We start from the raw sequence: 14,320 nt of genomic DNA on the forward strand, positions 1-14,320 counted from the left end.
CATGAGCCACCTTTACTTGCCGGTTTCCGCACAGGACCATGCAGCCGGACCCGCCGACGCCCCCGTCACGCTGGTGGAGTACGGCGACTACGAATGCCCGTATTGCGGCGAAGCCTATCCCGTGCTGAAGGCCGTGCAGCAGGCCATGGGCGACCGCCTGCGCTTCGTGTTCCGCAACTTTCCCATTTCGGAATTGCACCCCGATGCGATGCGCGCGGCCGAGTTCGCCGAAGCCGCCGCGCAGGTCGGCCAATTCTGGCAGGCGCACGATCTGCTGTACGAAAACCAGAACGCGTTGTCGGAGCAGGATCTTGTGGCGTACGGCGCCCGGCTGGGCGTGGGCGGCGCCACCTTGCGGCAGGCCTTTGAAGGCAGCTTCGATAAAAAAATCGAGCAGGATTTCTCGGGCGGCGTGCGCAGCGGCGTGAACGGCACGCCCACGCTTTTCATTAACGGGCTGCGCTATGACGGCAGGCGCGATGCGGCAAGTTTGATTGATGTGCTGACGCGCGTGGCGGCGAGTTGATAAGCGGAATCTTTCAATTCCCCAGGTATTTTTGATTACTGAACGCGTCGGCCCACATGCTACTTTTTCCTTGCTTTTCAAAGACTAATCCATAAAGCAAGGGAATCAAGAATCATGAATGCTGTGCAAGATATGCGCCTGGCGGCGTCGCCGTTTTCTGCCTCGCGCAGAGGCTTCCTGACGATCGCCGCCGCCGCACTGTGCGCCGGGGCATTGTGGGCAAACCCTGCCGCAGCCGCGGCGGATTACCCCGCAGGCAAGCCGATCAACCTGGTGGTGCCGTTCCCCGCTGGCGGCGGCACGGACTTCATCGGCCGGTTGCTTGCGGCCGAGCTGGGCAAGATTCTGCAAACCACCGTCGTGGTCGAAAACAAGGGCGGCGCCAACAGCAATATCGGCACGGCGTATGTCACGCAAGCCAAGCCGGATGGCTACACCTTGCTGCTGTCGGGGGTGGGCATGGCGACCAATCAATCGCTCTACAGCCGGCTGCCTTACCGCCTGGATCAGCTGGAGCAGATTGCCATCCTGGCGTACGGCGTAGACGTGTTGGTGACGGCGCCCACGTTTCCGGCCAAGACCTACGCGGAGTTCGTGGAACGCGTGCGCAAGGAACCGGGCAAGGTGTCATATGCGTCGTCGGGCAATGGCACGTCAGGCCATCTGGGCATGGAGATGCTGAAGATGCGCGCCCAGCTGGACATGATGCACGTGCCGTACAACGGCGGTTCGGCGGCCATCAATGATGTGCTGGCGGGCCGTGTCGATACGCTGTTCGTGAACCAGGACACCGTGCTGCCGCATGTGCGGGCAGGCAAGCTGCGCGCGCTGGCGATTGGCAGCGCCGAACGCAACCCGGTGTTTCCCGATACGCCCACGTTGGCGGAAAGCGGGGTGACGGGCTTTTCATCGGAATACTGGTTTGGCTTGAGCGCACCGGCCGGGCTGCCAGACGACGTCTCGCAGAAGCTGTTTGAAGCGACACGCACCGCGATGCAATCGCCGCAGATTCGCGAAAAGCTCACCGCCGTGGGATTGGTGATTCCGGCATTGACCGACAACAAGCAATACGCCGAACTCGTCAATGGCGAGGTCGCGAAATGGGGCGAGGTGGTGCGCGCGTCGGGGGCGCGGATCGACTGATCCCGTCAACGGAACACGGCATCAACCCGGCATCAACCAGGCACAAGGCCGCGTATGCGGCCTTGTGTCATTCCAGGCGCTGTGTCATTCCACGCCCTGCGTCGGCATCAGGAAATTCAAGCGGGTCAGCGTGTCACGCGTGATGTCCACTATGGAATCAATGTGCGCGCCATGCGCCGCAGTCAGGTACGAAATATAAAAGCGCGCGGGCGGAATGGGCGGGTCGCTGGGCAGCGCTTGCAGCACGCCCATCGACAGCATGTCGTGCAGCAACGGCACTGGCAGGATGCCGATGGCGTGTCCGGCCCCGATCAGGCGCGAGATCAGCGCCAGCGAATTCGTGGTGCTCAGCCCCGCCATGTCTACCCCGCCCGACCCCAGCCAGTTCTCTACCACCGTATACAACGTGGAAGGCGGCGAGTGCGTGGCGATGTGATGGCCGCGCGCATGCTCGGGCTTGAACGGGTCGGCGGCGATGCGCAACGAGGGCGAGGCCACCCAATGAAACGGCATCCAGCCGATGAACACGTCGCTGACTTCCTCGCTGGTGGCGGGGTTGGTCAACAGCGCCATGTCGAGCTCGCCCGCATTGAGCTTGCGGTTCAGCACCGAGCCCACGTCCACCGTCATTTCCAGCGCCAGCGACGGGTAGTGCTCTTTCAGTTGCGCGATGACGGCCGTCAGCCCCACGTTGGCCGAGCATTCATCGGCGCCCAGACGCAGCTTGCCGCCCAGCGTGCGGTCTTTGCCGAAGTGTTCCAGCTGCCGGCTGCTGTGCAGCGCGGTCTCGGCATGACGCAACGCGGACTGCCCGGTGTCGGTCAACGTGATGCGTTGGCGCGAACGATCAAAGAGCTGCACATCCAACGTGCTTTCCAGTTCGCGGATGCGGGATGACACCGCGGGTTGGGTGACATGAAGGTGGCGCGCCGCGGCATGAATGCTGCCCAGCTTGGCCGCCCAGTAGAAGGCTTCCAGCTGGCTAAGGGTTATCCGCATGATAAGAATTACTTTTCAAAGTGCGCCGAAATTTTGATTATTTGGGCCGAATTGCCCCGTGCTACCTTTTTATTCACCGGGTTTCGGCCCTTTTGATTGTAGTGAAACCAGACGATGTATCTGATCAATTCTTTGCCCGCGCAAGTGCCGCCCGATGATCTGGCGCTGCTGCTGAAGGCCGAGCCCGCCACCATCGGCCACTTCCGGTCAGCCGGTTTTCTACGCGCTGACATCCGTGCCCATCAGCAGGATGTGCGCGTGGCGGGCACGGCGGTGACGGTGCGCATGCCGGGCATCGATGGCGGCATTCTGCACCACGCGATGGGCTGCGTGCGTCCTGGCGATGTGCTGGTGATTGACCGTTGCGGTGAAGCCGTGACGGCGGCGCTGGGCGGGGCCATGGCCTATGCGGCCAAGCAGGCCGGCGTGGCGGCCATCATCGTCGATGGCCTCGTCACGGACTTGGGCGAGCTGCGCCAGCATGGCGTGCCGGTGTGGTCGAAGGGGCCGTCGCCGGTCACGACGCGTCTGCTGGGTCATGACGGCGGCTTCTGCTGCGCCATCAGCTGCGGCGGCGTGGCCGTGCAGCCGGGCGACGCGGTGCTGGCCGATGAAAACGGCGTGCTGATTCTTGCGCCGCAAGACGTGCGCGCCGAGGCCCAACGCGCCATCGAATTCCAAACCAACGAACAGGCGACGCTTGCGCGCTTGCGTGCGGGTGAAAAATTTCCAGACATCGTGGGCTCGCGCGCCGTGATCGACCGCGCCATCGCCGCAGGCCGCGCCTACGCCGCCGCGCAGGCACAAGGGGAACCGTCATGAGTATCAATCTGGACGCCGCCGCACTGGCCAATTTGATCCGCCGCCGCGAGAGCAGCGCAGAAGACATTGTGGGCGCCTACCTGGCGCGCATCAGCGCATTGAATGGCTGGTATCACGCGTACCTGGACGTCTATGCCGACGAGGCCATGGCCGCCGCCCGCGCCGCCGACTTGCAACTGCGTGCGGGTGTGGACCAGGGCCCCTTGCATGGCATTCCCATTGCGCTGAAAGACATCATCGATATCGCGGGCCGCCCCACGACAATCGGTTCGCCCAACCACGCGCAGCGCATCGCCGCCCACACGGCGACGCTGGTGCGGCAGCTGCAACGCGCGGGCGCCATCGTGCTGGGCAAGACGCACATGGTGCAGTTCGCCATGGGCGCCTGGGGCACCAACGAACACATGGGCACGCCGCGCAATCCCTGGGACGACGCGGTGCATCGCATTCCCGGCGGCTCCAGCAGCGGCTCGGCCGTGGCGGTGGCGGGCCGGCTTGCGCCGCTGGCCATCGGCACGGACACGGGCGGCTCGGTGCGGGTGCCAGCCAGCTATTGCGGCATCACGGGCTTCAAGCCGACGGCAGGGCGGATATCCACCGAAGGCGTCGCGACACTGAGCCACACGCTGGACAGCGTAGGCGTCTTCGCACACAGCGCGGCGGACGCGCGCACCGTGTTCGACGCACTGGTCCCCGCGCAGCCCGGCGAGTGGGGTGAAGCCTTTGACGCGCCGCGCTTTGATGTGCGCGGCATGACGCTGGCCCGCTTGGCCGACGAATTCCTGCCAGACGTGCAGCCCGCCGTGCGCGAAGCCTATGAAGATTCGGTGGCCGTGTACCAGTCGCTGGGCGCTCGCATCGTCACCGTGACGCTGCCCGCCTCGTTGGCGCACTTCAAGGCGGTCACGGGCGACATCATGATGACCGAGGGTGCTTTCTCATTCGAACGCGAAATCACGGACATGAGCCTGCCTGTAGACGATTCCGTGCGGCCACGGTTGTTGGTGGGGCTGGATGTGCCGGCCACCCGCTATCTGGCCGCGCTGCACGAGCGCGATCGCTTGCAGGCCGATCTATTGCAACGGTTGCAGGGCGTAGCGGGGCTGTTGACGCCCACCACGCTGACCACCGCGTTGCCGCTTGAGCAGGTCGATCATGGCAATGCGCCAGTGCACTACACGCGCATTGGCAACCTGTTGCAGATGTGCGGGCTGTCGGTGCCGAATGGCCGCGACGCCAATGACTTGCCGACCGGCTTGCAGATTCTTTGCCCAGGCGGCGAAGACCGGCTGGCGCTGTTCCTGGCCGAGGTCTATCAACACCACACCGATTGGCATCTGGCGCGCGCGGAGCCGCAGGCGGAACACGTTCCCGGCTGACGCGGCGCAAGAACTAAAACCTACAAGGGGAAATCATGAAGCGTAGGACCCTGGCGGCGCTGCTGGCGGCCGTCCCGATGGTTGCCGTCCGGCGGTTTGCTGTGCGGTTTGCTGTGCGGTGTTCTGTGGGGCGTTCTGTGCGGTGTTCTGTGCGGCTTTCGGCCGTCCCGTTGTTGGCCGCTCTGACGTCTGCCGCTCTGACGTCCGCCGCTTTGGCGCCGGCCGTCTCAATGGCGGCGGACGCTGACGCCTTGCCCGACGTTCACTTCCAGGTGGTCGGGGGCGGCAGCCACAACTACACGTACTCGGCGGTTGAAAAGCCCTTCTGGGAAAAGACCTTGCCGGCCGCATCGGGCGGCAAGGTCACGGCTGAACTGGCGGGTCTGAACGAACGCGGGCTGAAAGGCCCCGAGATCTTGCGCTTGATGCGGGGCAACGCGCTGGACGTCGGCATGGGCGTGTTCGCCTTTGTCAGCGGCGACGACGCCATGCTGGAAGGCGTGGACCTGCCCGGGATGGCGCCCGACATCGCCACCGCCAGAAAAATGGTGCAGGCGTACCGGCCGGTGCTCGAAGCCCGCCTGCGCGACCGCCACGGCGTGCATCTGCTGGCCACGGTGCCATACACGGCGCAGGTGTTCTTCTGCCGCGAACCCGTGCAGCAGCTTGAAGACCTGAAGGGCCGCAAGATCCGCACGCGCGGCCGCAACATGGCGGACTTCATCAGCGCGCTGGGCGGCTCGCCGGTCACCATTCCGTTTGCTGAAGTGATCCCTGCGCTACAGACCGGCGTGGTGGATTGCGCGGTGTCGGGCATCGGCTCGGGCAACTCGGCCAAGTGGTACGACGTGGCCAAGCATCTGTACAACCTGCCCACCGATTGGTCGATTGGCTTTTACGCCATGGGCGAACAGCGCTGGCAGCGGCTGGACCCAGCCGCGCAACGGTTTCTGCAAGAACAGGCCCGTGTTCTGGAAGACCGCCTCTGGCAAGAGACGGGACGCGAGAACGACTTTGCGCTGGCCTGCAACACGGGGCAGGGCGAATGCCGCATTCACACGAAGGCCGACATGCAGGCGGCCTCGCCTTCGCCCGCCGAGCGGGAACGGCTGCACGCCATCGCCTCGCAAGTGGCGGGTGAATGGGGCAAGCGCTGCGGTGCGGAGTGCGCCCGCGCGTGGAGCGGATCGGTCGGCCAGGCGTTGGGCGTGACCCTGCGCTAACGCCACTCAAACAAGGAAATTTCATGTCATCGACTACTCATGCTCCGGTGCGCGTCCTGGAGCGCATTGCACGCGGCGGCGTCTGGATCGGCGGGCTAGGCCTGATGGCCGCGTCCTGGCTCATCGTCGTTGATCTTGCTGCGCGCAAACTGGCCGGCGTGTCGCTGGGCGGCGCCGACGAGATCGCGGGTTACGTGCTGGCGGTGGCCAGCGCCTGGGCGTTTCCCATCACGCTGCTGCGCCGCTCGCACATCCGCGTCGACGTGCTCTACACGCATCTTTCCGCGAAGACCCGCGTAGCGCTCGACTTTTTTGCGATCGCTTGCCTGAGCGTCTTCATCGGCTTGCTGACGTTTCACGCCTGGGGCGTGCTGGCCGATTCCATCCGCTTTCGTTCGGTGTCGAACACGCCGTTGCAGGTGCCGCAATGGATTCCGCAGTCGTTGTGGTTTGCAGGCTATGCGTTCTTCCTGCTGACCATCGTGGTGCTGGCTGCGTGCGCGGTTGCGCGGTTGATGGCAGGCCGCTGGCAAGACGTGAATGGTTTGATCGGCATTCATTCGCTTGATGAAGAGATTCAGGCGGAAACGCAATCGGCGGCACCCCCGCCCGTTGCCGCGCCTGCCACCCCAATGCAACGCTAGGAGCGCCGCATGTTGACTCTGACGATTTCCATGCTGCTCGGCCTGCTGGCGCTGAGCGTGACGGCGGCCGCTACCGTGGGCCTGTTGGGCGTAACGCTGGCGGGCGCGTATTCCCCGCTGTCGCTCGTGAACGCCATGGGCGAACTGGCCTGGGGCACCAGCTCTGAATTCTTGCTGGTGGCCATCCCCTTGTACGTGCTGATGGGGGAATTGCTGGTCAGTTCGGGCGTGGCCGGGCAGATGTATGGCGCGGTGTCCAAATGGGTGTCGTGGTTGCCTGGCGGGCTGATGAACGCGAACATCGGCGCGTCTGCGCTGTTCTCGGCCACCAGCGGGTCCAGCGTGGCCACGGCCGCCACCATCTCTACGTTGGCGTTGCCCGAGCAGCGCAAGGCGGGCTACAACGCGCCGCTGTTCCTGGGGTCGATCGCGGCGGGCGGCACGCTGGGCATTCTGATCCCGCCATCGATCAACATGATCGTCTATGCGCTGATCGCCAACGTGTCCGTGCCCAAGCTGTATCTGGCGGCCACGCTGCCCGGCCTGCTGCTGGTGTGCCTGTTCATTCTGCTGATCGTGGGCTTGTGCCTGTGGCGGCCGGGGCTTGCCGGCAGCCGGCCGTCGATCAGCTGGGCTGAACGGATTGCCGCCTTGCCGCATCTGGTGCCCCCGCTGGCCATCTTCGTGCTGGTGATCGGCGTGATCTATGGCGGCATCGCCACCGCCAGCGAATCCGCCGCGCTGGGCGTGGTGGCGGCGACGCTGTTGTGCGCGGCCAAGGGCGCGCTCAGCTGGAACATGCTGAGCCGCGCTTTCGAGGCCACGCTGCGCACCACGGGCATGATCATCCTGATCACGCTGGCGGCCTTCTTTCTGAACTTTGTGCTGTCGTCCGTGGGCCTGACGACGATGCTGGTGGACACGGTGAAGGGGCTGGACCTGCCGCCACTGGGCATGATGCTGGCCATCATCGCGTTCTACCTCCTGCTGGGCTGCTTCATGGACACGCTGGCGATGCTGGTGACGACCGCGCCGTTGACCGTGCCGATCGTCGTCGCCTTGGGTTACGACCCGGTGTGGTTCGGCATCATGTTGATCGTGCTGTGCGAAATGGGGCAGCTGACGCCGCCGTTTGGCATGAACCTGTTCGTGGTGCACAGCGTGCGCGGCGAGGGCAAGTTCATGGATGTCGTCATCGGCGTGCTGCCGTTTCTGGCGGTGCTGCTGGTGATGATCGCGCTGCTGCTGGCCGTGCCGCAACTGGCGACGTGGTTGCCGGCGGCGTTGGCCGGGCGGTAGTGCACGTCAGGCTGTGGATGTAACGGCCTGATGATGATGGATACTTTCCTGGGGCGCAGCGTCGCCCCCCGTGTCAACTTGGCAGGAGTGCTTACATCCGGTTGACGACTCGGGCGGTATGCCTCGGTTAAGGTCTGCGGTGGCAGACACGCCGGCGTGTCTCGTTTGGAGTCAGACGCACTATGCATTTCAGGCAGTCACTCAAGACCGCTGCGCGGCTTAACCCCTTGTCGCATCGTTCGATGCATTGGGTGCAAGAGCGCAGCCAGTTCATCAAGGCCTTGTTGGCGAACCCCGCCGCCATTGGCGCTATCGCGCCCTCCAGCGCAGCGCTGGCGGCGGCCATCACGGCGCCCTTGCACGCGGCCGAAGGCAAAGTGCTGGAGCTGGGTTGCGGCACCGGCGTCTTCACGCGCGAGATGGTGCGCAAGGGCGTGGACCCGTCGAACCTGGTGCTGGTTGAACAGGACTCCGCCATGAGCTCCCGCCTGCGCCAACAGTTTCCGAATGCGACCGTGCTTCAGGCGTCCGCCGAGGATTTGTCGCGTGACACGCATCCGGAGCTGGACGGCATCGGCGCCACCATCTGCGGGCTGCCCTTGCGCAACATGAGCTCGGCGCTGCATAGCCGCTTATTGGCGGCGGTGTTCGAGGCGATGCGTCCGGGCGGGGCCATGCACTTGTTTACCTATGGCGTGCGCTGCCCGATATCCGCCAGTGTGCTGGACGACTTCGGTTTGAAGGCCCGGCGGTCCAGCTTTGTGCCGTTGAATCTGCCGCCCGCGTCCGTCTACAGCCTGTCGCGCTACGCCTGAAGCCGGCGCCACGCCACGGGGCTGCATCCCATGGCGCGCGAAAAGGTGCGGGTGAAATGGCTCTGGTCGGCATACCCGCACAAATGCGCAATCTGACCCAGCAGCAGCTTGGACGTGCGCAGATAGTCCTTGGCGCGGTCCAGCCGCGCCTGCATCAGCCAGCGGTGCGGCGGCAGCCCGGTCGTTTCACGAAACGCGCGCGCAAAGTGGCTGCGCGACAGCCCGCAAGCCTGGGCAAGTTCAGCCAGCGGCAGATCGCCATCCATGTGCGCTAGCATCATCTCTTTGGCGCGGCGCTCTTGCCAGGGCGCCAAGCCGCCGCGCAGGCGGGGCGGGGTCAAGCTGCCATAGGTCTTGGATAAATGCGCGTGCAGCGCCAGCGCCATATGGTCAACAAACAGGCGCGACGCGCATTCAGGATGCGCCAGCGCTGGCAGCAACGCTTGCCCGAGTTGATGAACGGTGGGGTCGATGGTGGCCAGATGCGGCGGGTGAAACAGCCGCCCGGCCCGGAGGCCGCCGATGTCTTCAGCGGTTTCATCCAGCGCGGATTGCGGCACATAGAATTGCAGGCAGTCGTAGCTGCCGCGCAAGTTCGACACCCAATGGCGGTCCAGGTCGTAGATGATCAAGGTGCCTACGCTGGAAGGGCGATGCGGGGCGGGCTTGCCGTCCACCCACAAATCCTGCTCGGAAAACGGCTTCAGCTGCAACACCACCAGGTAGGCCGCTTCCAGCTGATAGGGTTCGGTCAGCCCGTTGTCACGCCGTGCGCTTTGAACGCGGGAAATGCCGATGGGAGAGGCTTGCAACGCATTGCTGACGATGGTCTGCGTGATCTCGGCATGCATGTGTGCGGAGTATTCCCACGACGTCGAGCTTTGATCCATGGAAAGCCGCTTGCATTGTCAAGAACAGTGAAGCGGGAATTTTAGCCGGTAGATGTTCATCGCTGACAGCAGGCGCGTCATCCTTGGGTACCGGTAATTCCTCACTGGTGATTTTCATGCTGACCTCCACGCCTAATCTCTTTTGGCCGCACTAAAGCAGGAGTGCCGCGCGCGGACGATTGAATCCGGCGTGGCCTCGTTGCCGCCGGTAGGTGCGCGGCGCATGATAGGCGCGTTGTCTAACGGCGAAGCCAAGGACGGGACTCTGCGATGAAAGACCAAACTGATTACGCCTGTGCGGCGATTACCGGCCCGGAAGACAGAGGAACGGGCGTTTATTTACGGCTGGAATCTGACGGCAGCACGCGCAAGGTGCTGATACGTGTCAGGTCGTATGTTGAGTTCGTGGATCACGCCGAAGACCCCGCAGTGATCGCTTGCCGATGGGTGCCCGAACAAATCATGAGCTATCCGGACTTGCAGAACACAAGCTGCATGCCCGACACGTGCGTAGATCGATGTATTCGCTTGGGATGTCTTTGTCATCCCAATACGAAGATGTGCGGCTGACATCAACTTGCCCCGGGGGGTAAGACATGAGCAAGAAAAGCAACGTGATTTTTCGCCTGGTCGTGGCGTATGCGGTACTGCTGTTGGTGGCGGCCGTATGGTCGTGGAAGTTCGTCAATACCGGTGACGAGTTCGTCAAGCTCATTGCCGCGTGGATTGCGGCGTTGACAGCAGCGCTCGGTGCCGCCGTGTCGTTGATCGTCCTGTCCAGTCAGCAGGAGGCCAACAGCGAACTTGAAGCGCTGAAGGGCGATATCAGCAGCAAAGTGAACGGCGACCTCGCACGGTTGAAGGGGGAGATCGATCGCGGTATGCAGCTTGTCGATTTCGCCATGGGGCAAGTCGCTATCGCAAGCGTCACAGTCAGTACCGCAATATCGAGCTACTACTACGCCCTGGCTGCGTTGGAGTACGGCGGCTATGTCGACGCTGATGCGGAGGCGGCCGAGAAGTTGATGCGACAGGCGCGTCCGCGTCTGATGGATCTTATTCCCGGGGGAACGCCGGCATTCGAAAGCTTCTGGCAGGTAGGCGCCAACATCCAGGGTGAACTACGCAATATGGGCGATCGCAACGACAAGCCCGAGGCGATGAAGCAGGTCTGGCGAGACTATGCGCGGGACTTCGGCGACAAGATGAAAGCCGCCGAGGCCGCACTGATGACGTCGCGGGAAAAGGCGCGTGAAGGCACGCTGTAGCCGTTGCGCCAGACGGCTACATCGGTTTCAGTTGCAGCGTTCTACCGGCAAGCCGTAGCCGACCGTGATGGCGTTGACCGGCACGTCCTTGAAGGCGGCTTCGGCGGCGGTGTCAAAGCGGGTTTCGCAATTGAATTTCCGGTTGAGCACGTAGTCCTGGCCGGCGGCCTTCTTGATGTCGGCTTCCCATTGGTCGGCCGCATCCAGCGCCTTGTCGCCCGCCAGCACCATTTCCATCAAGACTTCCAGGCCGCCCGACGAACGCGGGGCCACCCACAGGGCATAGGCCGACGGGTCCACGGCGTTGCCGCAGTCAGTCAGGCAGCTTGCCGTGTAGCGTTGGCCACGGCCAAACGCGCCTGGAGTGATGGGCTGACCGGCCTTGGGCGCGTCTTCGCCAATGAAGCTCGTCAGGTCGGGCTTGCAGTTGTCGGCCAAGTCCATGCGCAGAGCCGAGACCTTGTCGTTGGAGATTGTGGCCGTGATGCGGCATTCCTGCACCACGAAAACGTGGTCATTTTTAAAGGATTCACGCGGCACCCCGGCAATCGATTCGAAGTAGCGCTGCGTCGTGCCCAGCATGCTGCCGTTGAACACTTCCTTCACCGTTGCGGCTTGCGAAGCGCTAGCGCCGGCCATGAGGATGCCCAGGGTCAAGGCCTTGAATTTCATAGGAAAAACACTCCGTCGTGTGTGGGTTCTTGCGCCGCGCGTGGGGTCAGCGGGGCGGGATGCTCCGGCATGCTGCCACAAAGTGCCGCACGCCTCCATGTCAAAAAAGGTGATCGGGCGTCGGGCTGCTATATTTTCGCGATTCCATGACCTCTGTAAAGGATGCGCGAATGCGATCGATCGTAGGCAAGAATCGGGTGTTGGCGCGTTGGCAATGGAAGGGCAAGTTTGCCGCGACGCTGGTGTTTGCCGGGCTATTGAGCGCGTGTTCAACGTCGTCAGGGTTGTGCGACAGCTTCGGCCCGAGCCAAAGCGCGTCGATGGATGTGCCGCCAGCCGCCTCCGCCCAGAAGGTGTTTGCCTGCCTGGACGAGGCCACCAGCGGCAAGGGCGATCGCCCTGAATACGCAGGCAAGGGCAAGGCCACCCGGGATCTGACGGCCGGCGTGTACGAGACAGACCAGTACCGCGCGTCAAACGTATCCGGTTTTCGTCTGAAAGCCGAGCTGTCAAAGAAGACGCCGTCGTCGCTGGCCCTGACCTTGCGGGGCGCGGGCGCGTACTGCGCGGACTTGGGCGTCAATCAGGAAATGGCGCGGCTAAAGGCAGACGTTTCGGCTTGCCTTCAGCGTTAAGGCAAGGCCGCCTGCGGGGCCGGCCGCGCAGGTGAACCGTCATGCCATCAAGGACGCGCAAGCGTCAGCCCAGGCTGCGGCGCCTGGGCGGTCAGGATGGAACCCGTGGTGGATTCCGTGCAGAACACGGTGCGCCCGTCGGCGCCGCCGAAGGCAAGATTCGTCGTGGACGCGCCCCGCGGGCTGCGCCATACCGTTACCGGTTCGGCGCGATGGTTCAGCTGCCAGACGTAACCCAAGCCAGGGTTGCAGACCAGCACATTGCCCTCGACATCCACGGCCAGGCCGTCCGGGCCGCTTGGACCATACGACGTGAAAAACTGGCTGACCTTGCTGACGCTGCCATCGAGCAGCAGCGGCACGCGCCAGACGCAATTGCCGCGCGTCACCGCCAGGTACAGCACACGTCCGTCAGGCGATAACGCCACGCCGTTGGGGCTGGGAACGTTGTTCAGCAGTTGATCGAGCTGGCCGTCAGGGCGCAGCCGATACAGGCGCCCGCTGGGGTCGTGCAAGCCGCTTTGCCCCTGGTCCGTGAAATAAAGATTGCCGTGCGCATCAAAGATCAGGTCGTTGACGCCTTTGAAGCGCTCGCTGTTGCGGCGGGCCAGGAACGGGGTGACGCGGCCGCTAGCGATGTCCAGCATCATCAGCCCGTTCTTGTAATCCGTGATCAGCAGGCGGGCGTCATCCAGAAACTTCATGCCGTTGGGTTCGCCATCGTATTCGGCAATCAGCGACCACTGCCCGTCAGGTGACACGCGGAACACGCGGCCCCACGGGATATCCGTCACGTACAGGTTGCCCTGCGTGTCGAAGACGGGGCCTTCCAGAAAGGAATCGACGGGTACCCCGCCACGATTCGCATCGGCCCAGTCGCTGCGTTGCGGACGACGGTAAGCGTCGGGCATCGTCGTCCACACATCGAAATCGATCACGTCGGGGGCTTGGAGAATGAACATGGTGTTTCCTTGCGAGCTTATTTGGCGTCGAATCCGATGTTACGAGCGACGTTGCCCCACATCACCCCGCTGTCCGCCAAAATGCGGCCAAACTCCTTGGCGTCCGCCGCGCGCGGTTCGGCGCCCATCTTGACCGCAAAGGTCTTCATCTCTTCCGATGCCATCGCCGTGGCCACTTCGCGTTGCAAGCGCGCCGAGACCTCGGGCGGCGTGCCTTTGGGCACCCACAATCCCGTCCAATTGACCACGCCAAAGTCCTTCACGCCGGCCTCGGTAAATGTCGGTACGTTGGGCAAGACTTCCAGCCGCTTGTCACCGCTGACGGCCAGCAGCCGCAGCTGGCCGCCTTGCACCGGCCCCATTACGCCGGTCGTTGACGCGAATTGGAAGTCGATGACTTTGCCCATCACCGCTTGCGTGGCTTCGGCGGCGCCCTTGAAGGGCACGTGCATGAACTTGGCGCCTGTAGCCAGCGACAGCCCTTCGGCCGCGAAATGCGGGGTCGTGCCGGGGCCGCCCGAACCGTAGGTGATCTGGTTGGGCTTGGCGCGAGCCGCTGCCGTCAGGTCGCCCAGCGTGCGCAACGGGCTGTCGGCGGATACGGCCAGCGCCATCGGGGCGAAGATAAAGGCCGACACCGGTTGCAGGTCTTGCGCCGGGTCGAAGGGCAGCTTCTTGAAGATGTGCGGCAACAGGGAATAGGTGGTGTCGTTGGCGACAAGCGTATAGCCGTCGGGCGTGGCGCGCGCAACCTGGCTGACGCCGATGGTGCCCGTGGCGCCGGGCTTGTTTTCCACAATGAAGCTCTGCCCCGTCTGTGTGGACAGCATTTGCGCCATCTTGCGTGTGGCGACATCCACCGCGCCGCCGGGGCCATAAGGCACCACGATGCGCACGGGGCGGCTGGGCCAGGCGTCCGCGGCTTGGGGCGCGGCGCAGGCCAGCAGCGGCAAGGCGCAAGCGGTGATCAGGGCAGCGGCCTTCAGGCGTGCCCGGGAGGGTTTGTGTGTGGCCATGTCTTCCTCGCTCTCTGTTCGGGTTGT

Annotated in this window: 15 protein-coding genes; 10 read left to right on the plus strand and 5 right to left on the minus strand. The window is 63.9% G+C overall.

What is annotated here, in order from left to right; translation table 11 throughout:
- The first annotated feature begins 1 nt into the window (after position 1).
- Positions 2-526, plus strand: coding sequence for a DsbA family protein (locus tag AC1DB0_RS13815; protein ID WP_054427151.1), 525 nt, complete (start codon positions 2-4; stop codon positions 524-526).
- 114 nt (positions 527-640) lie between these two features.
- Positions 641-1,669 carry a Bug family tripartite tricarboxylate transporter substrate binding protein gene (locus AC1DB0_RS13820; protein WP_476757122.1) on the plus strand — a complete coding sequence of 343 codons (1,029 nt, stop codon included), beginning with the start codon at positions 641-643 and terminating at the stop codon, positions 1,667-1,669.
- A gap of 84 nt (positions 1,670-1,753) precedes the next feature.
- Here AC1DB0_RS13820 and AC1DB0_RS13825 read toward each other — a convergent pair whose 3' ends face one another.
- The gene (locus tag AC1DB0_RS13825; protein WP_054427153.1) at positions 1,754-2,668 is read right to left on the minus strand and encodes a LysR family transcriptional regulator; all 915 of its coding nucleotides are present in this window, start codon (positions 2,666-2,668) and stop codon (positions 1,754-1,756) included.
- Between the two features lie 114 nt (positions 2,669-2,782).
- On the opposite strand from AC1DB0_RS13825, the gene AC1DB0_RS13830 reads away from it, so the two are divergent.
- The 6 genes from AC1DB0_RS13830 (at position 2,783) to AC1DB0_RS13855 (ending at position 8,850) form a co-directional block, all read left to right on the plus strand.
- Complete coding sequence (locus AC1DB0_RS13830; protein WP_476757123.1) at positions 2,783-3,490, plus strand: RraA family protein; 708 nt, start codon at positions 2,783-2,785, stop codon at positions 3,488-3,490.
- Positions 3,487-4,869, plus strand: a complete 1,383-nt coding sequence (locus tag AC1DB0_RS13835; RefSeq protein ID WP_476757124.1) for an amidase — start codon at positions 3,487-3,489, stop codon at positions 4,867-4,869. The genes AC1DB0_RS13830 and AC1DB0_RS13835 overlap by 4 nt, the downstream gene beginning before the upstream one ends.
- A gap of 230 nt (positions 4,870-5,099) precedes the next feature.
- A complete protein-coding gene (locus AC1DB0_RS13840) occupies positions 5,100-6,092 on the plus strand; it encodes a TRAP transporter substrate-binding protein (RefSeq protein ID WP_476757125.1) in 993 nt (330 codons plus the stop codon).
- A gap of 23 nt (positions 6,093-6,115) precedes the next feature.
- On the plus strand, positions 6,116-6,736 hold the full coding sequence (locus AC1DB0_RS13845; RefSeq protein ID WP_054427156.1) for a TRAP transporter small permease subunit: 621 nt from the start codon (positions 6,116-6,118) through the stop codon (positions 6,734-6,736).
- A 9-nt stretch (positions 6,737-6,745) separates the two neighbouring features.
- On the plus strand, positions 6,746-8,035 hold the full coding sequence (locus tag AC1DB0_RS13850) for a TRAP transporter large permease (protein ID WP_476757126.1): 1,290 nt from the start codon (positions 6,746-6,748) through the stop codon (positions 8,033-8,035).
- 182 nt (positions 8,036-8,217) lie between these two features.
- Positions 8,218-8,850, plus strand: a complete 633-nt coding sequence (locus AC1DB0_RS13855) for a class I SAM-dependent methyltransferase (RefSeq protein WP_175171096.1) — start codon at positions 8,218-8,220, stop codon at positions 8,848-8,850.
- Here AC1DB0_RS13855 and AC1DB0_RS13860 read toward each other — a convergent pair.
- Positions 8,841-9,740 carry a helix-turn-helix domain-containing protein gene (locus AC1DB0_RS13860; RefSeq protein WP_476757127.1) on the minus strand — a complete coding sequence of 300 codons (900 nt, stop codon included), beginning with the start codon at positions 9,738-9,740 and terminating at the stop codon, positions 8,841-8,843. The two genes, AC1DB0_RS13855 and AC1DB0_RS13860, sit on opposite strands and share 10 nt — an antisense overlap.
- A 596-nt stretch (positions 9,741-10,336) precedes the next feature.
- On the opposite strand from AC1DB0_RS13860, the gene AC1DB0_RS13865 reads away from it, so the two are divergent.
- Positions 10,337-11,008 (plus strand): hypothetical protein, encoded by a 672-nt coding sequence (locus tag AC1DB0_RS13865; RefSeq protein ID WP_476757128.1) that lies wholly within the window; start codon positions 10,337-10,339, stop codon positions 11,006-11,008.
- A 27-nt stretch (positions 11,009-11,035) separates the two neighbouring features.
- On the opposite strand, the gene AC1DB0_RS13870 is transcribed toward AC1DB0_RS13865, so the two are convergent.
- Positions 11,036-11,680 carry a hypothetical protein gene (locus AC1DB0_RS13870; RefSeq protein ID WP_447578417.1) on the minus strand — a complete coding sequence of 215 codons (645 nt, stop codon included), beginning with the start codon at positions 11,678-11,680 and terminating at the stop codon, positions 11,036-11,038.
- Between the two features lie 170 nt (positions 11,681-11,850).
- Here AC1DB0_RS13870 and AC1DB0_RS13875 point away from each other — a divergent pair, with 170 nt between their 5' ends.
- Positions 11,851-12,315, plus strand: coding sequence for a hypothetical protein (locus AC1DB0_RS13875; protein WP_476757129.1), 465 nt, complete (start codon positions 11,851-11,853; stop codon positions 12,313-12,315).
- A 47-nt stretch (positions 12,316-12,362) separates the two neighbouring features.
- Here AC1DB0_RS13875 and AC1DB0_RS13880 read toward each other — a convergent pair whose 3' ends face one another.
- Positions 12,363-13,277 carry an SMP-30/gluconolactonase/LRE family protein gene (locus AC1DB0_RS13880; protein WP_476757130.1) on the minus strand — a complete coding sequence of 305 codons (915 nt, stop codon included), beginning with the start codon at positions 13,275-13,277 and terminating at the stop codon, positions 12,363-12,365.
- A gap of 17 nt (positions 13,278-13,294) precedes the next feature.
- The gene (locus AC1DB0_RS13885) at positions 13,295-14,293 is read right to left on the minus strand and encodes a Bug family tripartite tricarboxylate transporter substrate binding protein (protein WP_476757131.1); all 999 of its coding nucleotides are present in this window, start codon (positions 14,291-14,293) and stop codon (positions 13,295-13,297) included.
- Positions 14,294-14,320: the final 27 nt, after the last annotated feature.

The organism is Achromobacter sp. 10T422 (genome assembly GCF_056394065.1).